Raw genomic sequence first — 24,266 nt, 5'->3', positions numbered from 1 at the left:
TTCCCTCTTTCACGAATATGATTTAAGCTGACGTGACTTGTCGTAATTTAAAAGCATCCAAAACCGATTTCAGAATTTCTTCGGCTGCCACTATACCCACTGCCTTTGTGAAGTTATACGCTCCGCTATTTTTATACGTACTGAACAATTCACCATGAGAGGGGGCCACCGCAAAATCAGCAGCCATTAATAGGCTCTCATCCAGTAAAGAGTCTCCCGAGGCAGCCACGAATGAGCACGATAACACTTCTTTAAGATATTTAACAGCGTTCCCTTTGTTTATTTCTGTTGGGATAAGATACAGCTTTCGACCTTGAATTGAAAGACTCCATCCTAGGCAAGCCAGTTTAATCCTGAAATTTTCTACTATATCAACTGGAATTTTCGTTTGATCGATCATATAGGTGAAGAACAAGCCATCTGCAAGATACCCCCGAAGTACCCACTCCGGCGATGAAATTTCTTCAAACAATTTATTGATTTCAGCAGGATCAAGACAACGGTCCGATGCTGCCTTTATCCTCTTGGCCCATATTGGATCTGGCATACCATCTATCAAAATGTTACCGCCGTTACTTGTCACAGCATATTTAGTTTTCAAATTTTCAGAAATATGGAACACCCGTTTATATTGTTCTACGGTTCGAGTCGTGACCGGTACGAATGTTGAAACTTGCATTACCTGTTGCAGCAGCGATAAGGTATTTTGGGTCATAAACGATCTATATTCATTATTGTGAAGTTCCACAGGAATAAGCTCTGAATTTCTATGCTCATCCCCCATAGATCTCTTGGAATAAATGAGGGTATGGTCTAAATCACTGGCAAATATCATACTGGTTCACCGCCTTTTAACGGCTTAATAATTCCGCAGCAAGAATAAGTAAGTTCAGGATACATCTCAACAGGAACATTGCGTTCTTTGGCTAAAAGTAGAATATGTTTAAGGTTAGGATTGTCTAAACGGTTCACAAGAATCTTCCAGGGAACTCGACGCAAAAGAACTCTGGTTGTTTCACCAATCCCCGGCTTCACCAGATCAACATTCTCAATACCAAACTCCTCCTGTATTCTTCGGATATCCTTCATACCTTGCCAGGTGGCTATATTATGAGAAGGGTTTCTAATCAGGGTATCTGCTTCTGCTTTTGCCTGTGCGATGACGTTCTTAAATTGATTGGAGATATGGTCTACAAACAAATTAGATACGTCGTTTGGCAACCATTCTTTATAATATTTTGCTCCATGAAATTCATTCGGACCTATAAGATCTTTGTGAAGCACCGTTCTGCTCATTAATCCGGATACGGTAGAATTCAGACACGCGCTGGGAATAAGGAAATCTTCACGCGTGCCAAAGGTAGTCGAACAGCAGCCCGGATCTGCCAAGACAGCCAGATCATCACTAAGTGTGATTCCATACTTGTCTTCAAATAAGTTGCAAGCTTCAATCAGTACGTTTCGGATTGCTCCTTTTCCGGTCCACCCGTCTACAAATTGAATATCTAAACCGGAATGGTTCTGAAGCATGAACAACAACGCATTCTCATCAATTCCTCGACCTCGAATGATAGATATGCTGTAGTGCGGAAGATCATGGTTATATACCATCTTAATATATCGTTTAATGAGGATTCCAACTGGTGTTCCTGCTCTTGCTAATGAAGCGATAATTGTATTGAACCCTCTTTTTCGGACGATCAGCTCGGCTGTGACAGCTGCTGCTGCAGCTACTTTTTGGGCTGACGCAGCTAATGTAGAGTGAAACAGCTGTATATATTCATCAGTCGGCTGATATTCTACAGGTAACATCTCCGAATAATGAGTGCCCGATTGAATCGCCACCTCACGGTCCTCATTCCCTTTTTCAAGGGGGATATCGCTTAAATCCTTTAATAGAAATACAACATCTTCATTCTTATAACTGCCAAGAGGAGCAGGAGCTGGAATTATCCTGTTTATAACAGTCATGTTTCAACCTCCAGAAGAACATTATGGGCAGCATCCTGGTTATTAACATTAAAATGCACAACATGGATAACAGGAATTTCGGTCAGTCTTATGGCATTTAAGTAAGTATCTAGGCTTGATTCGTCTGACCGCTCTACGAATACAAAAATTTCATCATACTGCCCATCAGCTATGTTGTAGAAGTAGTAATCTACATTACGATCCTCAGGGGAATGAAAAGAATAAGCATTCTGGATTCCATAAGTTGCTTCTCTACTGGGATGTATAGGGCTTCTCGTGCTCGACTGATAGAGAATTCCTTGTCCCATTTCAGACGCGATCCTCATCGGTATGTACATAAATTCACCTGTACCCATACACAAGGTTCTTTTTCCTACTCTGTGGTTCTTTAATAATGAAGCCGCTGAAGAAATCATGTGATCCAGTACTTTATTGTCTGAACTCCGCAAACCAAATCTACCGGTTAGTTCCAAGTAAGGCTTATCATTCTGTTCTCTCAATGAGTTAATGGAAGACATTGGAATATCACTGAAAGCATGTCCTATATAGTGATGCTGCACCTGTACCTTGTGTGTCGGAATCAAAGATAAACTGTCTACCCCGTGAACTTCCGGAGCAGCACCCTCCACTTTTATTCGACCCTTTAGAAGAGACAAACAGTGTATGGAGATACCCAGCTCCCTTTCCATCGCAGCAAAGCGATTAATATCTTCATTAGAACGCCAATCCAATAGACTGGCAACAACATAACGAGTTCTTGGATGTTTTTGCTGTAGGTCCCTTATGATGTTTAACGCTGTTCTCCCTGTTGTAATCTCATCATCAACTAATACTACCGGTGTATCTCCATGAAAAAACTCCGGATCAGACGAATAACACCGATGTGCAGTAGCATGTGAATGCTCTTCCTCAAAAGTAAGAAGCGGCTTGGTTCCGACAATTTCATCCCTTGTAGTGTGAATGTACTTCGTTGGTCCATTAAAAACATCATACATACTATGCCCTAAGGCTGTTGCAGTTTCAGCAAAGCCTATAAATAACGTTGGCTCCGATAGTTCAAGCAGGTTGGACTTCATATACTTATATGTTTCACCTGCAGAGTTAAGATCTACAAGGGCACGCATAATGTCATGAATATCGAGCGTTAACTTTCCATTAGCATGCATCTGATAAAGCAGTGCCAATGCAGCTCCGCCAAGCAAAGAGACCTCCGGAATGACAGGAATATGCTTTCCCAACAATTTGCTTACAAACAAAAAGCTTCTTTTTTTGTTGATTCTGGCAGCCATCCGAAATAATGACTCGAGCGGTAATCCGAAGGGATTATCCAAGACTTCAATATGAACCTCCAGGTCGCCGAGGACTTTATACGTGTACCTGTTCGATACCTCTAGTTTCGATGAGTAGTGTTGTATAGTTTTGGTTTTCATGTAACACCCCATAAATTTGAGATCGTAATATAATCCGTTTTGCCCAGTTCAAATGTGGTTTGATTTCGATCATTTTATTCTCATATTGGCTCTTTAAAACCCCGAAAGAACCATTGTTATTGGCAATGATATTCGTAGCGTCTATATATTCTTCATGCGTAACCACGTACATAGACTGAACTGGTAACAAATGAGACGGATGAATAATCGTTTTTCCTATGATCCCATTTTCCTTGTCCAGAACAGTTTCGCGAATCAGTCCATCTACATACATATTTATATAATCCATTCGAATAAGGCGTCCTTGCTTACCTGCTGCTTCTTCAAAAGGCGTCTGTCTTAACTGGGGTTTAAGCACACGGTCGCTCTTAAAATACTCCCATACAGGCCCTGAGATCACATACGGATCATCAAATCTTCCGAAAACGTTTATAATGTCTGCAATACAGTCACGTATAACTCCAATATCGTATATGGTCATGTCCGGGTTTCGCCTTAGTCCAAATAGACTGGAAAAATCCGTAGCCCCAATTCGAACGTTCAAAACGTATTCTTTATAACAGTTCAGCAGGTCTTTGATGTCCAGTAGCGTCCGCATTCGAGATTCGCGATAAATGACATCACTCGTCTCCAAGATTGGCATTGCGTATACAGTTGGGGCGCAGTCACTCTTACTCTGGTTATACTCGTGTAATAAATTCAAGAATTGCTGTCCATTAGCTAACGAAAACTTAGGAAGAGTAAATCCCGTTATGACTTCAATTGTCTCTTCCAAAACAGTTATAATCCTCTTCATTTGTTCTGGGGTACGGACCCTGACGAAAATAAGAGGGATGTCTTCCTCTGTGACCACCCCCTGTTTCTTTAACGTAGAGATCCTGTACAATTGAACGCATAGGTTTTTCTCGGCTACTTCCAGCTGGTTATCGCCCACTGCATCTTCCAGATCAATAACAGCCGTAACTAACCCCTGAATCTTACCCGACACCAGTTCGTTTGCGATGTTCGGTCTTGTTGCAGGCATGTATAGTGCTGCGCCTACAGCATGAGCAATAATTTCTTTACTAGACTTGTTGGTAAATGGCTGTGGACTTTGAAAGAAAAAGTCTTCGTTACCCTGTAAATAATTGAAATAGCGCACCACATTTACCTCCTTCATAAGCCTATAAATCTATGATTGAGCAAATTATTCATCTGCTAATTTTCGAAGGTTAAAAAATATCCCTCCCTTGATATATGAGGAGGGATATTTATTTTTAGGCTAAGGCACTTAAATCCAAATACATTTCTCATGTGTTATTACATGGACTCCACGTTCGATTTTTCTGATTTTTTGCGAATAGAACTGAGAATCATCGTCCCAACAAAAACTGCAATTAATAGTCCAAAGAATAGGACATGACTCATATGGAATCCAACTACAGCAGCAAGCATTTTTCCTCCGATAATAATAATTAGAATAAATGCTGCCTTCTCAAGTTCAGGAAAACGGTCAATAAGTTTTAGGAAAACTTGCGCGACTCCCCTCATCATGAGAACCCCGAGGATACCTCCCAGGAACAGGACCCATACTTGTTCGCTTACACCAAATGCTGCGATGACAGAGTCGATACTAAACGCAATGTCCATCAACTCAACGGTAATAACCGTACGCCAGAAACTCAAACCTTTTCCTTCTATTTCACCCTCGTCATCTACCTTTTTACCAATGTAGGGGATTACAGGAATTTTGCCTGCACGGATCCACTTCACCTGCAGATCAAACAAATTGCTGCAGGCGATCCACAGGAGATATAAACCTCCGGCAACTTTAACCCAGGTAATCTTGACAAGAAAAGTACCCACACCGATAGCTATAAAGCGAAATACATAGGCACCAATGATACCGTAAAGTAATGCTTTCTTCTGTTGTTCTTTAGGCAAGTGCTTGACCAGTACCGCAAGTACTAGCGCATTATCTGCTGATAATAGCCCTTCAAGAAGAACGAGCGAAGCAATAATTCCCCATGTGACTGGATCTGATAGGAGACTGGTGAGGTTATTCCAATCAAAAAAGGCCATAAAGTTATCAACAAAACTACTAATGAAGTCGGACATGTGCTTGAGATTCCCCCATAGAAATTAAAATTATTTAGACCCTGTAGTCCATCTCATTCCCCAACCATATGCCCGATCTAACTCTTGATGCCCAGAGAAATACTCCACAAGTCTTTCAATGCTGAAAGTTTGGTCTTTCACGTTACGAATCATCGCAATTGCGCACATACCCTTTCGGTTGTTATGCTCGTCCATACGAACAACGATATCTGGTCCGCCTTTTTGCGTTATCGTTACGACTCCATCGGCTTCTGACCAGTTCGTTACACCCTCGTATATAAAGGCAAACACAAGGACCCTTTTAATTTCGGAAATATGATGGCCGTTAATTCTAAGGTTCTCACCTCCGACAACCGTTCCCGTTCGATCGTCCCCATCAAGGGAAATGTAGGGCGAGCGATTCAGAGAACCAAAGCGATTCCCTAATGCCTGAATTACACTCTTGCTACCATCCTTAAGCTCGAATAAGCAGCCTAAGTCAAGGTCTACCCCCTTATTTCCGAAAAACCCCTTCTGTTTCTTTTGGTTCCAATTTAAATTAACAAGAATTTCACCTAGAGAACCGGAGCCCTTTTCAAGGTTGATTACATCTCCGCGTTTCTTCAGTTCTATCTTTGAAAGGTTAACTGGTGGTTTGGGTGTGGGTGATACTGGTGTAGGTGGTACCGGTGTAGGTGCTGGAGTGCCCGATTCAGACGATATGTCCGTAGAATTGTTGGATGGCTGCTCTTTGACCTCAATGCCGTAGCTGCTGCATAAAGCGGCCAACCCACCTGAGTAACCAGAACCTATGGCATTAAACTTCCACTCGCCATTGTATCTATACAATTCTCCTACAACGATTGCTGTTTCTACAGAAAAAGATTTCCCGATGTTAAAGCGAATAATTTCGCTCCCGCTCGTAGGATCTATAATACGAATGTAAGTATCATCAACCTGGGAAAAATCCTGCCCTCTTTTTTCGCCATCATAGATGGTTAACGCAAAAGAAATGCGATCGTATTGGGATGGAATATTTCTTAGTGATACTGATACTTGAGCTTGATCCGTTATTCCTGAATAGGTTTGCCTATTTGATATAACGGAAATGGAATTACCATGATTGGTCGGATTTCCGTAAAATATCAGATCCTCATCTTTAGTTACTTTAGAGTTTGGTGCTAGTAAAAATGCCGAGAAATCAACATCAAGGGAACTATTTCTGTTACCCCATCCCATTCCTATGATGACATTAGTCAGGTTGGGGTTGTTTTTAGTAAGGTCACCTTTTTGACCTTTTACAAGGGAGACCGTCACGGATATCAACCTTTCATTATTTGAAAATATGATTACACAGAAATGCTCTAAATGGTTATGTTACTGGGCATCCAAACCATAGTTTTTGCAAAGCGCAGATAATCCACCTGTGAACCCCGACCCGATCGCCTGAAATTTCCAATCGGAACCATGACGATATAATTCACAAATGACGACAGCAGTTTCCAGAGAAAAGTCTTCTCCCAGATCATATCGCGCGATTTCCCTATTCGTTTCTGCGTCTAGTACACGAACAAAGGAATTAGATACATGACCAAAATTTTGATTTCGAGATGCTGCATCGTGTATCGTTACCGTGATGCCAATGCGGTAAATATGTTGCGGAATTAAGGAAAAGTCGATAATGATTTGCTCGTCATCACCTTCCCCCTCACCAGTCCGATTATCACCTGTATGAACAACAGAACCATTAGCCGTCTTAGGATTGTTATAGAACACAAAATCATCAGCGCTTTTAGCTCTACCATCTTCATGAAGCAAAAATGCAGATGCATCCAGATCGTAGTCTTGACCAGTATTGTACTTATTAATATCCCAACCAAGGCCAATATGTACTTTTTTCAAACCTGGGTTCGTCTTGGTTAAATCAATACGTTGTCCTTTGGATAAACTTATCGTCATGCTATTCGCTTCTCCTTTCTCGTTAATTAGATACTTACACCAAAATCCCGGCAAAGGCCCGCTAATCCATCTTGAAAGCCACTGCCAACAGCGCTAAATTTCCATTCGGCACCATGGCGGTACAGCTCACCAACTACAACCGCAGTTTCCACAGAGTAATCTTCACCGAGGTCATAGCGAATGAGTTCTTCTCCAGAAGCTTCACTTACAACACGCACATACGAGTTAGCAACTTGTCCAAAGTTTTGATTTCTCTCTTGGGCCTCATGAATCGTAATACAAAATGCTATTTTATTTATATCAGCTGGTATATTGGCAAGGTCGATTTTAACGGTTTCATCGTCTCCTGCACCCTCGCCTGTCCTATTATCACCCGAAAGAACGATAGAATTATTGCTGTTAGATGGGTTGTTATAGAACATAAAGTCTGCGTCTGAGCTTACCTTACCATTTTCATTAAGGCAAAAAGCAGTTGCATCCAGATCGAAATCTTTCCCTCCATCATATTTATTGGTATCCCACCCCAGTCCAACAATAACTTTAGTCAAGCCCGGATTGGATTTTGTCAGGTCAACTTTTTGACCTTTCGCCAAGTTAACTGCCATAAATATCGTCCCCTTAAAGTGATTTGCCCATAAAAATGGACCGCCTGTCAGATAGACGGCCCATTTATAAGGCTTTTAATGGTTAAAGTCCAAAATCACGAACAAGCCCGGACAAACCGTCCTTGTAGCCGCTCCCTACCGCGTTAAATTTCCACTCACCATTGTTACGGTACAGTTCACCTACAACAATCGCGGTTTCTACGGAAAAGTCTTCTCCAAGGTCATAACGAAGGAGTTCCACATTCGTATCTTCGTTAACAATGCGAACGAAGGCGTTGGATACTTGTCCAAAGTTTTGGTTACGTCCAGTCGCATCATGAATGGTGATGCAAAAGGAGATTTTATCGACTTCAGCCGGAACAGCAGAAAGGTCTACCTTTAATTGTTCATCATCTCCATCGCCTTCACCAGTCAGGTTGTCACCGGTATGTAGTACAGACCCATTGATGTTTTCCTTATTGTTATAAAAAATAAAGTCTTTTTCGCTACCAGCTTTTCCCGTAGCGTTTAGGCAGAATGCAGAGGCATCCAAATCAAAGTCTTGGCCTCCATCATATTTATTTGTATCCCATCCCAAACCGACAACTACTTTAGTCAGCCCCGGATTAGTTTTCGTAAGATCGATCTTTTGGCCTTTTTCCAAGCTAATAGACATAGATACAACTCCTCTTGATATAAATTAAGTATACCGCTGGGCTAAATCATTAATGTGGGGAGCGTGTGCTCCTTCACCTAAGGCGTTGAACTTCCATTCGCCATTGTGTCGGTAAATTTCACCAACGAGAAGAGCTGTCATCCCGGCATAACTATCAGTTAAATTGAATCGTACGATTTCTTGATTGTTCGAAGGGTTAACAACACGAATGAATGCTGATTGAATCATCCCAAAATCTTGTCTGCGAGATACACAATCATATATGTTTACAACCATTAATATCTTTTCGATGTCCGACGGAACTTTAGCAAGATCAACAATAATTTGCTCATCATCTCCGTCACCATCACCGGTAATGTTATCTCCTGTATGTCGAACGGAACCGCATGGACTTTGGGTGTTATAAAAACAAATGACGTTTTTCTCTTTCGACAATTTACCATTTGCATTGAGCAGCAATGCAGAAGCATCACAGTCGATGTTCGCGGTTGTATTTTTCCGAGCAAAAAAGCCCTTGCCTTTAGTCTCGGCTGGATCCCATCCTAAGCCAACAATGATGTTCGAAAGTCCAGCGTTGCCTTTGGTTAAATCAACTTTTTGACCTTTTACCAGAGAAATTGTCACGGTTATCACCTCCTCTCGAAATAGTTCTTTATAACTAGATTTTAGAGTATGATCCAACTTAAAACCCAATTTAAAGACATCTATTTATATTATCGGTATTAATACGTTAAAGATTTCTAAAAGATTCAGATATTAGGTAAAAAAATAATAAAAATCACGAATAATCGTCAATATTTGCCAAAATACATTCCTCAATTTGGATATTCAGTCATCTTAAGTGTTTACTATCAACTATCTTTTGTCAATCTTTAAGTGTTTTTGCGTATAAACAAAAAAATCCCCATGACTTCCATCATGGGGACTAAGACTTAATCAATAAATTATGGTGTCAATTTGGTGGTTTTCTTCCCCTGCCATATCGAGATGCGCCACATATATCTCATGTAGTCATCAAGACCGATTCGAAAGCAAAAGCCACGAGCCACATCATGGAAATCAGGACATATGCCATCGGAACCTGAGCTCGTGCTGGAAATAACTCATCAGTCCTTTTTATTGTACTCGAATGAAATCTTAACGGGATCCGACATTCCTTCCATAGACAGATAGGCGTCGCAAGTTCCCTTTAAATTGCCGGTAAGCTTGATCATGAATTCGAAACTTCCCGTTTCCGTACTTGTCGTCTGGCCTTCGTACCGAACTTTCCCTTTCGAATCGAGTATTTCCAAATTCACTTGGGACGAACTGCCGTTCTTGACCAAACCGTCGATCGTCAATTTCTTCGCAGCGGCATCCACCACGGCTCTTGCGCCGTCGATACCCGTCTCACCTCCTGCCTGATCATCCGTACCGAGAACTTCGATTTCATCCAGGAAGACCCAAACATTGACCGGGAATTCGACTTTAACGTAGCGGGCAGACACTTTATCGGCTCCAGCTTTCCCCGGCACACCGTCTGTTATTCCGCTCCAACCCACGAACTCGGCCGAGGCAGCATCCTGTGCCGGTGGCGGAGAAACGGTTGCCAGCGTGCTCCAGGATTGGCCGTCAGATGAAACAGAAAATGTGACATTCTGAGGAAATTGGATGCCAGGCCCTTTATCCTGAAGAAAATGGGCTCTAATTGCCCCGATCGATTTGTTACCGCCCAAATCAAATGTGATGGTGCGGCTTCGTTCGTCAGGGTAGTCGCTTCCCGCATGGGCCTGCCACTGCTCGGTGCGGTAATCCGTCCCGCCGAATCGGCCGTCCGTAAGTTCGTTCCCGGAATCGGGATAGTTGCTGTTAGGCTGCTGTGAAATTGTATAGCTTTTGCCAAGAACCAGATTGCTGAGTCCCCCTCCGTCAGACCAGGTTTGAATGAGAACTTGGGCGTAGGAATCAAGCACCGTTGCGGCCGGGACCGAAATCAACCCTTGCTCTTGGACGGCCGGGTCGTGAATGTGCGCGAGAAAATCCTGCATATACGTTACGGCATCCTTCGGCTTATTTTCGTCCAAAAGACGCTTGATGATTTGCAATCGATACGACAACTCTGTGCCAAAAGCCGGCTTGATTTCGTTCGATGCGACATAACGCTGTACAACCTCCGTCATCGTCTCCGGTGCCGGACTGCTGTCAGTGGCGTACATTCCGTTCAAATACTGATACAGCCAGTCATACATTAAACGCAAACTTGGATCCTTGCTTACCCCTAAGTTGTATACTGCATTATTGCCTTGATAGTGAGCTCTGAAGCCATTTTGCATCAGACCGGATCTGACGCCGCTGTCCAAGTATTCGATAAAACGCTGACGAAGTACGGGATCTGTCAACATTCCGTCATCAAATTCAACTTCGTTCCCCATTCCGTACCGCTTTGCAGTATCTGTAGCATCGTCCAGACGGTCGGAATCCATTCCGCCGAAGAAATAGTTAGGCTGAAGCGCCGCGGCATCGAACCCTACGTCTTTCCACATAAACATTTTGTAAGCATATGAGTGTGGAATCCAGAAAACCTTCATGTTCATGGCGTGCACTTTATCCGACACCATGCGAGCTATGTCCGGTCCTGATTCGGATATGTCGATTTGTTCCGGCATCCAGTACATGCCGACAAGCTCAAGATTAGAGTAGTTGGCAGCCTGCCATCTTTGCTGGGTCTGGTCCAGCCACCACTGTACTGCTTTTCCTCTGTTTTCAGACGCTTTTTCTTTGCCTACGACGGAGTCGTTGAAATTTAAGGAACCGCTGCCGTCAATGTCGCCAAAATCTGTTAAGGATTCCCCTGGATTCGGAATCATTAACACAACCTTGACTTGATGATCGGGCTGTTTCAGCTTGGCCCCAACTTCCTTGGCGGCCTCATTCAACTGCTGCATATCGCCCGTGGCTGCAAATGTTTTATCCAAATACCATTTCCAATCGTCCAGGTTCGTTTGTCCCTGACCGAAATCGCGACCAGCAGGCGAAGCAATCCCGAGATATAGAACGCCGTCATAAAGCCAATCGACCGGCTCACCGTCTTTATTTACATAGCTGATATTAGGGATAATCCGTTCCTTCTTCCAATCGCCCAAACCATTCGCGTATTGCCCGTTATATAGCAGATTCAGATTCCGGATCCCGGCCGTAGCTTCCCCCGGCTCCAAAAAACGAGGCTGCTCGGCAGGAACCTTTACCGCCCCTTCAATCTTGCCGTCCATACCCATAATTTCGATTTCGTCAATGTATTCCCACTGTGTAGGATGCATATAAAAGATTACCTTCACATAACGGGCATAAGCCAACTTGCCATCCGTATTCCCGCCCTTGATTCCATCCCGGCTGCCATCCCATTCAAAAGTCTCCTGTCTAGGCGGTCCTGCTCCCCATAGCAGCTGCGTAGCGTTATGAGAAAGCAGCCCCCAATTTTCCTTATCGACAGAGACATACATCGATACCGACAGCGGCACGAGGATCGAGTTCGTCGGATAATCCTGGAGAAAACGAGCGGTTATCTTCCCGACCGACTTTTCCTCCCCCAGATCAAATACGATTTCGCGCGCTTTTCCGCGCTGATGTCCTACCCATGCCGGGTCGTTCATATCCAATGCGCCGTATTTTCCGTCCGTAAGCTTGTATCCGTCATCGGGATGCGAAGCTTCCGGAGCTTCAGACCATTCATACGGGAGGCCGGCCGCAAGATTGCGGAATTGCGTCTCCTCTACTTCCGAAGATGCTGCTGCTTGATTCTCGTCTCTTGCTAGTGGTGCCTGTTCCACTTCCGGTTCACCAGCTTTCGTCGGTTGATTGACTTCATTTGCCGCTTGCAGGTCCGTCACATCCGGAACAAGCGATTTCGCCTGAACCGCAGAGACCGGAGCCATTAGTAATACGGCTGCCATTAATCCGGATACCCATTTTTGATTGGAATTCATCAAGGCCAGCTCCTTTTTCTTATTCTCGAGTACAGAAATATCAAAAACTTTAAACTCTTATTTCTGTTCCGGGTGAACGCTAAATTTGGATCCCCCCTTTCGCAAAATCTGGCATACGCAAGCAGCAGCGCGTATAAGATCGGCTTCCTCCAAAAGAGGAAGCCGTCACCACCACGTACTGATTCTGGTCTATTTCGCTTTTGCCTCCAGGAACTCATCGATTTGCTTTTGCAGTTCCTGCTGAATTTTTTTGAGGGCAGGGCCAGCTTCCGCTTCGAATTTTTTCAATGTTTCGTCCGGATCGATCACCCCGTTGAACAGCGCCGTGTAGTATTGTCCATCGACTGTATTGTACTGGCTGATTTCGTTTTGCACCGGGGCACTATCAAATTCGAAACCGGCCAAAATATCGGTGGTGAACATGTCGGCATCGCGAAGCACGGCATCCATTTCATCATTCTTCGGATCGCCACCCACAACACTGCGCTCATCGACCGGATTCCATAGCCAAACATAGCCGAATGCAGAGTAGCCGGATGTATCCAGGTTTTTCATTTTGTCTTCTCCTGCCGCTTCCCAATGCTTCCCTTCAATTCCGTAAGAGAGCAGGTCGTAGTTTTCCTTCTCATTCGCCCAGTTCAGGAACATAATCGCCCGCTCCTTGTTTTTGCTTACCTTCGGAACAGCCAGGAAATTCCACTGCTTAAAATTGGTGAGATTCGCGCCTTTTTCCGGGTTAAAGAAGGTGACCGTTTCCAGCTCGCCGTCCGGTACATTGTTCTTAAATGTGTTCTTGAAGGAATCGCCGATACCGAACGCGCCGTTTGTGACGATTGCTATTTTGCCTGCCGAGATCGGTTGGTGGAAATCTTTCGTCGTCAAAATGTCCTTGAAAATCAGTCCGTCTTTAAACCATTTGTTCGTGTTCGCCAGCCACGTTCCGATCGGTTCCCGATCCTCCAGCAAATTGTATACTTTCCCGTCGTTGTTCTTATAGTAGAGCATCAAGCTGTTGCCGAGCGCGTGGGTCGGCCTGACATGAGTTTCGTAATCGTTCAGCGCATGGTGATTGACGAATGAATACGTGTAAGAACCTGCGCTCATCGGAATGATGTCTTTCTTCTGCTCCTTCACCTTGTAGGCGAATGCAATCAGTTCATCATACGTCTTGATCGGCGGTACGCCGAGCTTCTCGCGAATGTCTTTGCGCACCATGTAGGAATTGCCGGACATGTAGCTGACGCCGAGCGGGACGGCCATAATTTTGCCGCCGTATTTGTTGTAGTCCCACATTTGCTGCGGCCGTTTCTCCAGCACCGTTTGGCCGTACTGGGCCAACAGGTCATCCAGCGGTTCATAGAAACCGCTTGCAATCATTTGGTTGATGTGCAGCCATGGCGCATCAAAGATAAGATCGATGTTTTCGCCGGAAGCGAGCGTCACCTGTGTCTTTTGCGCCAGATCGGACCAAGGCACGAACACGATATCAAGCTTGACCTTGATCGTATCCTTCATTCGCTTCTCTGCTTCGGCGATGACTAAATCCATATCCGGCGGCCGGTCGCCGGGAATCATGATTTTCAAGGTGACCTCTTCAAGTTTGGCATCACCGCTCACGCCATCTCCGGTCTGACCCGACGGTCCGGGCGTCTTCCCTTCCCCTTCGTTCTTGCCCGAACAACCTGCAATCGCGACAAGCGCGATCAATAACACGAGCGCGATGGACAAGAGTCTTTTCATTGTTCATTCCCCCTGTTTCAAAAAATAGAAAAAAAGGCGGATGGGCCGGTTCGAAAACAGCAGCGCTCGAAAGCTCGAACCGGTCAACCGCGCTTCCCGCTTGCCGCTCTACCCTTTTACCGATCCAAGTGTCAAACCTTTAATAAAGAAGCGCTGGATGAAGGGATAAACGAACACGATCGGGCCAATGGTAACGCAGACGATCGCCAGCTGCATCCCATAGGTCGGCACGACGACGTTGTACTGCGTTTGGCTCCCGCTCACATAAGCCATAACATTCAAATTGGACATAAGCTGGCGTATCATCATCTGCAGCGGCAGCATTTTGTAATTGTCGATGAACAACAATGACAAATACCAGTCGTTCCAATATTGCAATGCGTAGAACAGGCTCACCGTGGCGATTACAGGCAGCGAAATCGGCCAGATGATCCGAAAGAAAATAAAGATATCATTGGCTCCGTCCACAGTCGCAGCTTCATTCAGTTCATACGGCAGCGTCCGATAGTAGGAGACAAGAATGAAGGCATAGAACGGATTAAGCAGATAGGGCAAAATGAGCGCCCACACCGAGTCTTTCAGGTGCAGCCAGTTGGCAATCAGCATGTAGAAGCCGACCAGCCCTGCACCGAACAGCATCGTCAGGAAGGTCAAAAACGATAAAATGTTGCGGTACTTCACTCTCCGGTGGCTCAGCGTGTACGCATAGGCAGCTGTCAAAAGGACGCCCAGCGCCGTGCCGGCGATCGTCACGATAATCGTAATGCCGTAGCTTAGAAACACCTGCTTGCCGGAGAGCAGAAATTTGTACGCATGGAGGCTGAATTTGCTCGGAAGCAACTGGTACCCCGCCGTCTGCAGAAGCGATTCATCAGCGAACGAGTTGATGAACACAATCCAGAACGGAATGAAGCAAAACAGCGCAAACGCGCCCAGCACCGCATACATCAGAATAAGAAACAACCGTTCTCTCATGTCGATCACACCTTACATTGTCCGGCGAAAAGGCCGCATGGACCGGGCCACTGCCCGTTTCGCCGAACCCTTTTAGAATAGTCTTGAATCCGCGTCCACCTTGCGCGCGATCGCATTGAAGATGAGAATCGTGACGAGCCCCATGCAGGACTGGTACACGATGACGGCAGACGACATGCTGAAATTACCCAGCTGCCGCAGCGCACGAAATGCATACGTATCGATGACATCTGTCGTCGGAAAGAGTACGCCGTTATCTCCGATGATCGCGTAAATCATGCCAAAATCGCCGTAGAAAATACGGCCAATGCCAAGCAGCGCCAATACCATCACGGTCGGCCGCATCAACGGCAGCGTTATGTAGAGCATCTGCTGCATCCGGCTCGCGCCTTCAATTCGGGCGCTCTCGTAATATTCCGCGGAGATGCCCGTAATGACGGCCAAAAAAATAATGGAATTATATCCGGCCATCTTCCAGGCACTAATCACGGTTAAGATATACGGCCATACGCCAGGCGACAAATACCAGTCCACTCCTTCGTAGCCAAGGGCGACAAGCGCGCGGTTAATCAGTCCCTCCGATGTGCTGAATAGCGTCAAGGCCATCATGCTGACGACAAGCCATGAAATAAAATACGGTAAAAAAATAAAGGATTGCGTGATTCGCTTGAACAGCCTGTTTCGGATTTCGTTCAGGAAGATAGCCAACACGACCGCGCTGCCGAGGCCGGATAGAAGAAACAGCGCATTCAGGAAAACGGTATTCAGCGTCACCCGCAGCCAGTCTTTCCCATTGAAGAAAAACTCGAAGTTTTTAAATCCGACCCATTCGCTCCCCCATATTCCATCCGATAGCCGGTAATTCTGGAAGGCAAGCAGATGCCCCAGCATGGGCATATACGCGAATACGACCAGAAACGCAATGCCGGGCAGCGCCAGCAAGTACAAATACCGGTTCCGCGACAGCTCACGCACAATCGGCCACCCGAACCTTTTCCGTCGCTCCAAAAAGCGTTCCTCCTTTCTTGTGGGCTTGCTGGATTCGAACGGAGCCATCGTAGCATTCACGGCTGCGGCTTGCCTAGTTCTCATTAGCCGGATTCGGTTCTCGCGTGGCGAAAATCACGAGCGTTCGCCGGTTGTTATTGGTCTGGCGAGTTCTCAATCGCCGCTCACCCGACTGCTAATTGGCAGAGTTCCCGGCTATCTGCCGCGTCGTCCGCTCCAGCCGCTCGCTCGCCTTGCTGTCGCGGTATTGGCTTGGCGTCATGCCGGTCGCTTTTTTAAATGCGGTGAAAAAGTGGCTTTTCGTCTGAAAACCGGACTGCTCTGCAATCTCGGTGATCTGCATGCTGGTCTGCTCCAGCAGCTCCTTAACCTTCCCGAGCCGCTCGTTCAAGATGAAATTCGATAGAGGCATGCCATATTGTTCGTGAAACAGCTGCCGGACGTATTTGGCCGACAAAGCGATATGGTCAGCGATATCGTCTACCGACAGCAACGGGTCATGAGTATGATAGCGGACATACTCGATGATTTCCCCAATCAGCTTTTCCTTGCGATTGAATCCCTTTTGGTCGCTAAGCTGCCGGATAATCCGCCCAGTCTCTTCCTTCAGCCATTCGCGGACCTCGGTAAGCGTGGCGAACTGCCTCAAGTGGCGCTCAATCCCTTCAACACTCTGAATAGACATTATTTTGCTGAACGACTTGACGATCGCAAACAGAATCAGCTTCAGTTGGAACTGGCACTCGGTATACTTCATCGTCTGCAGGCGCGTAAACACCTCCTCCAGCATGGCCAGCACCTTCTCCTCTTTGCCGCTGCGAATCGTCTGGATCAATCTTTCATGCACGGCGGAGTCGATCGGCGCTTGTAAATCGGCATACCGCTCAAAGTCTTGTTCAACGTAGATTTTGTCATCACCACTGACAAACTTGAATAATGTCAGCTCGTTCATATCGTCGTATACTTTGCGTAAATCATCATGCACACGCCGCGCTGAGCTTTCGGCGATCGTCACGTCCAGCTTTACGTGACGGGTGACTTGACGACTAAGCTCCTTCAGCTCTTTAGTCAACTCGGGATCAGGGAGGGAGCTAACCGTGCCAACCAGCACGACCAGATGGTCGGTCCCAAAATCGACCACCTCGATCGGCCGTTCAGGTGTGCCCAGCAGCTCCTCTGCGATATTGCCGATTGCATACTTAAGCAGCTTGCGAGAGACGAAATCATACCGCTCGGATATCTCATAATAGGAGTCAATCTTGATAACAGCCAATCGAAGCCACTCATAGTCAAGCAGGCAAGATTCGCGGACAATCGCCGCTCTGGCGCCGTCAGTCAGCCTGCCCTGCAACAGCCATTGCCGCAAATATTCGGTCTTGATCAGCGGATAATGATCGCGAAGCATAACGACGCCCTGCTCGATGACGCCGTAATCGTTCTCCCCCTTCACGCCTAGCTTCCGCTGCAGTTGATCCGCCAGCCGACGGAATGGTCCGACGAAACGGCGCGAATTCCAATAGGCGACCAGAAGCAGCGCGATGAGCAGCAGCAGTGAGCAGGCGATGATGACGGTTTTGAACGCCCCTGCCTTTTCGCGAAATTGCTTCATTTCAGTGACAGATATAATAGTCCACTCCGACGATTCCATTCGGGCGTAGTTGACGAACGCTGCCCCTCCCGCTCTGTTCAACTCGAATGAACCTTCCTTCACTCCCGGTTGGATGTTATAGATGGTCTCCTCAAGCCGCTCATCCTGTTCCCCCAGAATCCATTTTCCTCGATCATCCACAATAGTAAGCAGCGTATCCGCTCTTTCACCGCTTGAGATCAAATGCTTCTGGAGCTCCTTCTTGTCGAACAGGACAACAAGATACCCATCGCGATTTTTCTGCACAGGAGTCGAGGGTAGCTGAAGAGCCAAATACGATTTATTTCCTATCTGGTGGTCAAAATAACGCAGGAAGGCCCCGGGAGTACGCTCAATTCGCTGTAGCATCGGCTGATCGGCAAATTCCTCGAACGGAATCAACCCAACTTTGGAGTCGATCACCTCACGTTTACGAAAGCTAAATAAGTAAGCGGTTTCAATATAAGGCTCATTAGATAAATATTTAGTCAACACCCCCATCGCGCTGGCATTCTGCAGCAGATCGTCGGGGGAAGCATACATCCAGTTTTGCACGGTACGATCTTCGTACATGGTCAGACCGTACCATTTCAGCTTAGCCAGGATGTACTCGACCCGCTCTGCCATTTCGTTGATACGGTCCTGATTAAACGTCCCCATCTGGGAATAAGCGTAATGAGAAAATCGGTTGGCCAGAAACAACGAGAGCGGTATGATGGTGATTGCAAAAAAGATGCCGCTTATCACAAATATGCGCCAGGATGTCGATCTGAACATAATATCCCTCAGTCCCCCTTCGTCAATGGCAGTTCTCTTATGACTAATATGTCCTATCATAATGCACCCCTTTTCTGTTTGCCTAGTTCTCATTTGTCCGTCAAGTTCTATTTCTCCGGATTCGCCTGCAGCATACGTCCACGATCTGCAGTTAAGTGCAGGAATATGCGGTGGGACTGGCCCCAGGGAATGAGACAAATAAAAACACCTTCAAGTAAATGCAACCATATCATCAGATATGGAAACAATCTTGAAGGTGTTTTGTCCGTGGCAACAAGAGTAAGTTACTCCGTGGTAATCAAGACAAAGGCAATAAAGCTTGTATTGGCGACGTTCCAGATCGAGAAGCCTTGGAACAGCTCAATGCAACGTTCTGCACCATCTCATCGCCCTGCGTTTGACCCGATTGTAAATGTCGTTCGTGCCAATTCAGTATACCCGTCGTCGGTGAGCAGTATAGCATCGTAAGTTCCGGCCGATAGGCTCAAGGAGTCGAAGCTGATCGTCCCGTTCGGCTGCTGCCCTTCGCTTGCATACTTCCAAACGATCGACGGATTGCCGATACCCGGAATTGTACCTGCCTGGTAAATGCCGATCCAATCCTTGCTGCCCGATGCGCTCGTATATGTTACGAGTATAGTCTCTTCTTGAGCATATGCCGGCTTATCTGTACATATCGTTACTCCGTTCAACAAATCGGGGGTCGGAGCGAGCTGCGTGCGGAATGTGGAGACAATTGCACGATGATCGGATGGCCAAGGCGTAAGCACAATATCCGAATAGGGCCCGTTTTCGCCGACGATTTTGCTGTCCAGCGTAGTCGATGGTCCCGACGCATACACAAAATCGATGCGGTCATGTACTTCATTCGTGCCGATTTGTCCGTTTTCCCCCGGCGTCCACGTATTGGCAGGATGCTTAACCGGATTCGGGCGAATTTCACGGTATGAGTCGCGGAAATTCAACTGTTGCAGCTTCGCAGACACGGGCCATTGGATTGAAACGCCAAAATGATTGCTTTTTGTTGCATTCGTCCAGTCGAGGTGGGACGGCACGTTAAAATCGCCCGTAAGAAATACCGATAGTCCGCGGCTCGCAAGGTTCGGCAGCACTTCGGACCGACTCTTCATCTCAGCCATATGATATTTTTTTTCGTTGCTCAGCACATCATGTATAGATTTCCCGTCCCGTATGTCATAAGGCCCGTACGGATACGCAGACAGATGCACGTTGCTCATCGCAACCACTTTGCCCGGCCTGACCTCGATGTAAACATACTCTCGCTGGTGTGCGTTGATAATGGGAAACCGACTCATGATGTTATGGCCTTCGGCATAATAAAAACCGAGCTTTTGCGCAAGCGCGTCAAGATTGCCACCTGGCTCCTGGATGCCGACGATATCGGCCCCGGCTGTCCGGATCGCCTCGGCGGTTTGATCGAAAGACACAACGCCTCCCCCAAGCCAAATGTTGAAGGTCATAACCTTCAGATCAACCGTTTCCTCATGCACCGCACTTGTAACGTTTGCTTTAGCTAATGCTGGAGTGCTGAACCCGGCCAGCAGCTTCACCGCTGCATTGCAAACAGCAATAACAACTGCAATACGGACCCGCTTGTGACGATAAAACAAGGCTTGGAGGGTGCATACCATCATGCAACGAACCTCTTTTCTAATGATTTTTTGAACCATCACTTCAGGCGTGCATCTCAAAGCTGTAATATTGACGACACTTGATCAAGCCGAGCGTGATATGAGAGTGGGATGAGCGAATTGATAACGTATCATATGAAATCAACGCTCATTCCGCCGAATCGGGCTCCGTTTGCTTCACATAAGTACCCTTTACGAATTGATACATAAAGTCATAATTCGAACGCACGGTCGGATCGCTGCTCCTTGAGCTGTCCAGAAGGGAAGTATTGCCTTGATAATAAGCCTTGAAGGCACTGGTCATATATCCGTAATCGACGCCGCCATTCAAATATTCGATGAATCGCTTGCGCATCTCCGGATCGGTGTTCATCCGTTCATCCGTTTCAAATTCAACGCCGATCCCATACTGGCGGGCAAGCCCGGCCGCATCCTCGAGACGCGTCGCTTCTGTTTCGTTGAAGAAATGATTCGGCTGCAGAGCCACGGCGTCAAAGCCAAGCTGTTCCTTAGCGAAGCTGCCGTTTGCGTAAAAATGCGGAATCCAGAAAAACTTCTGCTTGTGATTGCTATGGACAAGATCGCTCGTATACCGGATCAACGGTTCATCAAATTGTTCACCGAGCCACGCGCTTTCGGCGAGCCAGTACATGCCAGACAATTCGAGATTGGAGTAGCCCGCCGCTGACCATCTTTGTTTAACTTGATCCATATACCAGCTTACTGCTTTTTGTCTGTTATGGAGAGCCGCTTCCGCGCCTACCTGGTCGGGATTGAAGTTCTCCGAAATGCCATCGCCATCAACGTCGCCAAAATCCGTCGTAGCGGTGTCCGGGTTAGGAATCATCAGCACGACTTTCGTACGGTGCTTTGGATCGCCGAGTTTTTGACCGACTTCTGCAGTCGCATCGTTCAAATGCTTCATGTCGCCGTCCGCGCCAAACGTGGTGTCCAAGTACCACTGCCAATCTTCAAATAAAGCCGTGCTGCCAAAGTTTCGTTCCCCGCCTGGGGTCAGCAAACCAAGGTAAAGGACGCCATCATAAAACCAATCGGTCGGTTCACCTTGCTGGTCGACATAACTAATGTACGGGATAATTTTATCTTTCGTCCAAATGCCTTCTCCGTTTGGATACCAGCCATTGTACAGCAACACAAGATCGCGGATGCCGTTCGTATCTTTGCCCGGTTCCAAATAAGCCGGCTCTTCATGCTTGATCCGAACCGCATGCTTCGCTTTGCCGTCCTTGCCCCAAATTTCAATTTCATCGAGGAATGTCCACGTTTGCGTCGTAAACGTAATTTTTACATAACGCGCATATGCCGATGAAGCGTTCTTGTTCGGATGCGGCAATCCGTCCGCTGCTGCGTCCCATATATAGAACTGTTCGGTTGCCGGTCCCGGCTCCCACAATGGAATTTGTGTATTTCGATGTGCCAGCGTCCCCCAGTTTTGGCCATCATCGGAGACGTACATCGAAACCGTTACGGGATAAAATATTCCCGCATTGCTGTCCTGCATAAAATGCGCTTTGATGGCGTTAATGGATTTGAAATCCTGCAAATCGAACACCACTTCTCTTGTGATACCGCGAAGATGTCCCTGCCAGCCGGGGTTCACATATTCCAAAGGCTCGTATACCCCATCGGTCAACTCGTTTCCGGAGTCAGGGTAACTTTCATTCGGAGCCGCTGAGTACTGATAGCTTGATTCAGCCGCCAGATTCCTTGGTGTTTCAGTTTCTTCTTGGGCCAGTGCACTTGGAGTAAGGGTAAACAGCATGACGGCAATGAACGTGAGTATAAATCCATTTTTTTTCGTAAACATCAGATTACCTCCCTATAAATTCTGGACCCGACATTCAGAGCCGGAATACGGTGGGTGTATCCATCATGACATTCGATCAGCCGACGATGCCCGAGCGTTCGACTCCTTCGACGAAATGCTTCTGCAAGAACAAGTAGAAGATCATCAACGGAATGATCACCAGTACGGTGCCCGCATTCAACCGAATAGAGGTCAGCATATATTCGGGCGAGTCCGCAGCCAGCAAACCGGGCAAAGACGCAAGCTGCATCGACAGCACCTTTGTATCCGTCAAATACATCGAAACGTAGAATGAATCGTTATACTGCCAGACGAATGAGAACAACACGACGGTGATGATCGCCGGCATCGCGTTCGGCAGCATAACCCGATAGAAAGTTTTGAATATACCTGCGCCGTCCACGAGAGCGGCCTCCTCTAGTTCTCCGGGAAGCGAGCGGAAAAATTGCTTGAAAATATAAATGTAAAGCCCGTTTTTTAGCCCCGTCGCCGTAATGGACGACAAGACAAACGGCCAATGGGTATCAAGCAGGCTGACACCCGGTCTGCCGGTAAACAGCTCTACAAGCCCCAACGGATCGAAATACCGAAAATGCATGTACGTCGGAATCATAATCGTCTGCGGCGGGACGATGATCGTGAAGACAACGAGCATAAATAGGAGGCCTTGCCCAGGATACTTCAAGCGCGCGAAGCCGTAACCCGCCAGGGCGCAGGAAGCCGTCTGCAGGACAGCAGCCATGGCCGAGATGCCGATCGTATTGAGCAGCGCATCCATGTAATTCATTTTGTCTAGCACGAACACCAGATTGTCGAGGGTGGCATGCTTCGGAAACCAAATGATCGTTTGATCGTAAATGTCTTCTTTTCCCCGAAGGGCAAGTGAAATTTTCAACAGGATCGGATACAAGATGACATAGCCGATGCCCATCACGAGGACTGTGCGGAACAATGCCCATGACCAAGCCTTGATTTTGCCGGCGGCTGTTACAAGCATGATGCCCCTCCTCCAAATATAGTGTAGCTGCGGAAGCTCCCTTCAAGCACCGTTCAAGCTTCCACGCTGGCTAAAGCTCACAGCAGCTCCGATTCGGCAGCCAGCGCTATGAATCGTAATAAAACGCCCTGCGTGAAATGACGGCCGTGAACAAACCAAGCAGCAGCACGATGACGCCGAAATAGATCCAGGACATTGCAGCGCTCAAGCCGAAATCAAACAGCTTGAACGACGTTTCCTTCAGCAGGCTGGCCATCCGGCTGTTCAGGAACGAGTCGATGATCGTATAGATCACGTTGGTCAGGATGAGCGGCGCCATCATCGGAAATGTAATTTTCCAGAAATTCTCGTACCCTGTGGCGCCCTCGATTCGCGATGCCTCATAGAGAGACGGGGGGATCGACTGTAGCCCTGCCAAAAAAATGAGAATTTGCACGCCGGACGAGCTGATGATGTCATAGATTCGATCGACTGCGTCCGCCAAATAATTGACGAGCCCCCGGTTCATGCCCATATCGTACAGGATGCCTTTCAGCTCGAAGCTGCCGAGACTGCTGAAGCCGCCCTCTGCGAGCGTCTGCCCGATCGCCTGTGACATGTAATCAGCCCAGCCCAGGCTGGAGATGACGCCGGTGGACACGATAACCGGCAGGAAGAAAATCATGCGCGCGAGCGACCGGCCCCTGAACCTCTGGTTCAGCACGGTGGCGATAAACAGGCTGAAAAAGATGATAAGCGGTACGTTCACAGCCATTCCGATGACCGACTCGGTCAGTATTCGGTTGAACGTCGCATGGACATAGAAAGCGTGCTTGTAGTTGTCCCAACCCAGATATTCAAGCTCCAGGCCGCTTTCCCCCAGCTTGAGCTCATGCAGGCTGAATTGAAAAGATTGGGCCAACGGGACAGCAAAGAGGAAAATGAATCCGATCAGCCACGGCAGCGTAAACAGCATGCCCATCAGCGCCCTCTTGCGCTGAAGAGTGAAACGGACATGACGCATG

Annotated in this window: 19 protein-coding genes; all 19 read right to left on the bottom strand. The window is 47.0% G+C overall.

The window, feature by feature from the left end; all coding sequences use genetic code 11:
* Window positions 1-22: 22 nt before the first annotated feature.
* The 19 genes from MKY48_RS01990 to MKY48_RS01900 all read right to left on the bottom strand — a co-directional run bounded on the left by MKY48_RS01990 (window position 23) and on the right by MKY48_RS01900 (window position 24,265).
* Window positions 23-835 (bottom strand): HAD family hydrolase, encoded by an 813-nt coding sequence (locus tag MKY48_RS01990; protein WP_339269640.1) that lies wholly within the window; start codon window positions 833-835, stop codon window positions 23-25.
* Window positions 832-1,971: a cysteine protease StiP family protein gene (locus MKY48_RS01985; RefSeq protein ID WP_339269638.1), complete on the bottom strand. Its 1,140-nt coding sequence runs from the start codon at window positions 1,969-1,971 to the stop codon at window positions 832-834. The genes MKY48_RS01990 and MKY48_RS01985 overlap by 4 nt, the downstream gene beginning before the upstream one ends.
* Window positions 1,968-3,401 (bottom strand): phosphoribosyltransferase family protein, encoded by a 1,434-nt coding sequence (locus MKY48_RS01980; RefSeq protein ID WP_339269636.1) that lies wholly within the window; start codon window positions 3,399-3,401, stop codon window positions 1,968-1,970. Before MKY48_RS01980 ends, MKY48_RS01985 begins: the two co-directional genes overlap by 4 nt.
* Window positions 3,337-4,425, bottom strand: coding sequence for an HpcH/HpaI aldolase/citrate lyase family protein (locus MKY48_RS01975; protein WP_339273365.1), 1,089 nt, complete (start codon window positions 4,423-4,425; stop codon window positions 3,337-3,339). The genes MKY48_RS01980 and MKY48_RS01975 overlap by 65 nt, the downstream gene beginning before the upstream one ends.
* 275 nt (window positions 4,426-4,700) lie before the next feature.
* Window positions 4,701-5,498: a TerC family protein gene (locus MKY48_RS01970; protein ID WP_339269634.1), complete on the bottom strand. Its 798-nt coding sequence runs from the start codon at window positions 5,496-5,498 to the stop codon at window positions 4,701-4,703.
* A 30-nt stretch (window positions 5,499-5,528) separates the two neighbouring features.
* Window positions 5,529-6,794, bottom strand: a complete 1,266-nt coding sequence (locus MKY48_RS01965; RefSeq protein WP_339269632.1) for a TerD family protein — start codon at window positions 6,792-6,794, stop codon at window positions 5,529-5,531.
* Between the two features lie 60 nt (window positions 6,795-6,854).
* Window positions 6,855-7,436 carry a TerD family protein gene (locus MKY48_RS01960; protein WP_339269630.1) on the bottom strand — a complete coding sequence of 194 codons (582 nt, stop codon included), beginning with the start codon at window positions 7,434-7,436 and terminating at the stop codon, window positions 6,855-6,857.
* Window positions 7,437-7,462: 26 nt separating this feature from the next.
* A complete protein-coding gene (locus MKY48_RS01955) occupies window positions 7,463-8,041 on the bottom strand; it encodes a TerD family protein (RefSeq protein ID WP_339269628.1) in 579 nt (192 codons plus the stop codon).
* A gap of 82 nt (window positions 8,042-8,123) precedes the next feature.
* Window positions 8,124-8,696, bottom strand: coding sequence for a TerD family protein (locus MKY48_RS01950; RefSeq protein ID WP_339269626.1), 573 nt, complete (start codon window positions 8,694-8,696; stop codon window positions 8,124-8,126).
* Window positions 8,697-8,720: 24 nt separating this feature from the next.
* On the bottom strand, window positions 8,721-9,320 hold the full coding sequence (locus MKY48_RS01945; protein ID WP_339292156.1) for a TerD family protein: 600 nt from the start codon (window positions 9,318-9,320) through the stop codon (window positions 8,721-8,723).
* 482 nt (window positions 9,321-9,802) lie between these two features.
* Window positions 9,803-12,658: a DUF4855 domain-containing protein gene (locus MKY48_RS01940; RefSeq protein WP_339292155.1), complete on the bottom strand. Its 2,856-nt coding sequence runs from the start codon at window positions 12,656-12,658 to the stop codon at window positions 9,803-9,805.
* A gap of 189 nt (window positions 12,659-12,847) precedes the next feature.
* The gene (locus MKY48_RS01935; protein ID WP_339292154.1) at window positions 12,848-14,398 is read right to left on the bottom strand and encodes an extracellular solute-binding protein; all 1,551 of its coding nucleotides are present in this window, start codon (window positions 14,396-14,398) and stop codon (window positions 12,848-12,850) included.
* A gap of 108 nt (window positions 14,399-14,506) precedes the next feature.
* Window positions 14,507-15,373, bottom strand: coding sequence for a carbohydrate ABC transporter permease (locus tag MKY48_RS01930; protein WP_339292153.1), 867 nt, complete (start codon window positions 15,371-15,373; stop codon window positions 14,507-14,509).
* 72 nt (window positions 15,374-15,445) lie between these two features.
* Window positions 15,446-16,381: an ABC transporter permease subunit gene (locus tag MKY48_RS01925; protein ID WP_339292152.1), complete on the bottom strand. Its 936-nt coding sequence runs from the start codon at window positions 16,379-16,381 to the stop codon at window positions 15,446-15,448.
* Window positions 16,382-16,556: 175 nt separating this feature from the next.
* Entirely contained in the window at window positions 16,557-18,785 is a 2,229-nt protein-coding gene (locus MKY48_RS01920; protein ID WP_339292151.1) for an AraC family transcriptional regulator, read from the bottom strand.
* Between the two features lie 383 nt (window positions 18,786-19,168).
* Entirely contained in the window at window positions 19,169-20,440 is a 1,272-nt protein-coding gene (locus MKY48_RS01915) for an endonuclease/exonuclease/phosphatase family protein (RefSeq protein ID WP_339292150.1), read from the bottom strand.
* A gap of 145 nt (window positions 20,441-20,585) precedes the next feature.
* Entirely contained in the window at window positions 20,586-22,265 is a 1,680-nt protein-coding gene (locus tag MKY48_RS01910) for a DUF4855 domain-containing protein (protein WP_339292149.1), read from the bottom strand.
* Window positions 22,266-22,341: 76 nt separating this feature from the next.
* Window positions 22,342-23,262, bottom strand: a complete 921-nt coding sequence (locus tag MKY48_RS01905; protein ID WP_339292148.1) for a carbohydrate ABC transporter permease — start codon at window positions 23,260-23,262, stop codon at window positions 22,342-22,344.
* A 106-nt stretch (window positions 23,263-23,368) separates the two neighbouring features.
* The gene (locus MKY48_RS01900; protein WP_076322535.1) at window positions 23,369-24,265 is read right to left on the bottom strand and encodes a sugar ABC transporter permease; all 897 of its coding nucleotides are present in this window, start codon (window positions 24,263-24,265) and stop codon (window positions 23,369-23,371) included.
* Window position 24,266 lies beyond the last annotated feature (1 nt).

Origin of the sequence: Paenibacillus sp. FSL W8-0187, from assembly GCF_037969755.1 — a bacterium.
Classification (GTDB): Bacteria; Bacillota; Bacilli; order Paenibacillales; family Paenibacillaceae; genus Paenibacillus_AQ.
Note: the sequence above shows the minus strand (reverse complement) of the source record. Positions and strands in the feature narration are given on the sequence as shown.

What these genes read in the sequence shown, in the direction of transcription:
- MKY48_RS01990 (WP_339269640.1), bottom strand. Translation starts at nt 835, where the DNA reads ATGATATTTGCCAGTGATTTAGACCATACCCTCATTTATTCCAAGAGA.
- MKY48_RS01985 (WP_339269638.1), bottom strand. Translation starts at nt 1,971, where the DNA reads ATGACTGTTATAAACAGGATAATTCCAGCTCCTGCTCCTCTTGGCAGT.
- MKY48_RS01980 (WP_339269636.1), bottom strand. Translation starts at nt 3,401, where the DNA reads ATGAAAACCAAAACTATACAACACTACTCATCGAAACTAGAGGTATCG.
- MKY48_RS01975 (WP_339273365.1), bottom strand. Translation starts at nt 4,425, where the DNA reads ATGCCTGCAACAAGACCGAACATCGCAAACGAACTGGTGTCGGGTAAG.
- MKY48_RS01970 (WP_339269634.1), bottom strand. Translation starts at nt 5,498, where the DNA reads ATGTCCGACTTCATTAGTAGTTTTGTTGATAACTTTATGGCCTTTTTT.
- MKY48_RS01960 (WP_339269630.1), bottom strand. Translation starts at nt 7,436, where the DNA reads ATGACGATAAGTTTATCCAAAGGACAACGTATTGATTTAACCAAGACG.
- MKY48_RS01955 (WP_339269628.1), bottom strand. Translation starts at nt 8,041, where the DNA reads ATGGCAGTTAACTTGGCGAAAGGTCAAAAAGTTGACCTGACAAAATCC.
- MKY48_RS01950 (WP_339269626.1), bottom strand. Translation starts at nt 8,696, where the DNA reads ATGTCTATTAGCTTGGAAAAAGGCCAAAAGATCGATCTTACGAAAACT.
- MKY48_RS01940 (WP_339292155.1), bottom strand. Translation starts at nt 12,658, where the DNA reads ATGAATTCCAATCAAAAATGGGTATCCGGATTAATGGCAGCCGTATTA.
- MKY48_RS01935 (WP_339292154.1), bottom strand. Translation starts at nt 14,398, where the DNA reads ATGAAAAGACTCTTGTCCATCGCGCTCGTGTTATTGATCGCGCTTGTC.
- MKY48_RS01930 (WP_339292153.1), bottom strand. Translation starts at nt 15,373, where the DNA reads ATGAGAGAACGGTTGTTTCTTATTCTGATGTATGCGGTGCTGGGCGCG.
- MKY48_RS01920 (WP_339292151.1), bottom strand. Translation starts at nt 18,785, where the DNA reads ATGTTCAGATCGACATCCTGGCGCATATTTGTGATAAGCGGCATCTTT.
- MKY48_RS01915 (WP_339292150.1), bottom strand. Translation starts at nt 20,440, where the DNA reads ATGATGGTATGCACCCTCCAAGCCTTGTTTTATCGTCACAAGCGGGTC.
- MKY48_RS01910 (WP_339292149.1), bottom strand. Translation starts at nt 22,265, where the DNA reads ATGTTTACGAAAAAAAATGGATTTATACTCACGTTCATTGCCGTCATG.
- MKY48_RS01905 (WP_339292148.1), bottom strand. Translation starts at nt 23,262, where the DNA reads ATGCTTGTAACAGCCGCCGGCAAAATCAAGGCTTGGTCATGGGCATTG.
- MKY48_RS01900 (WP_076322535.1), bottom strand. Translation starts at nt 24,265, where the DNA reads ATGCGTCATGTCCGTTTCACTCTTCAGCGCAAGAGGGCGCTGATGGGC.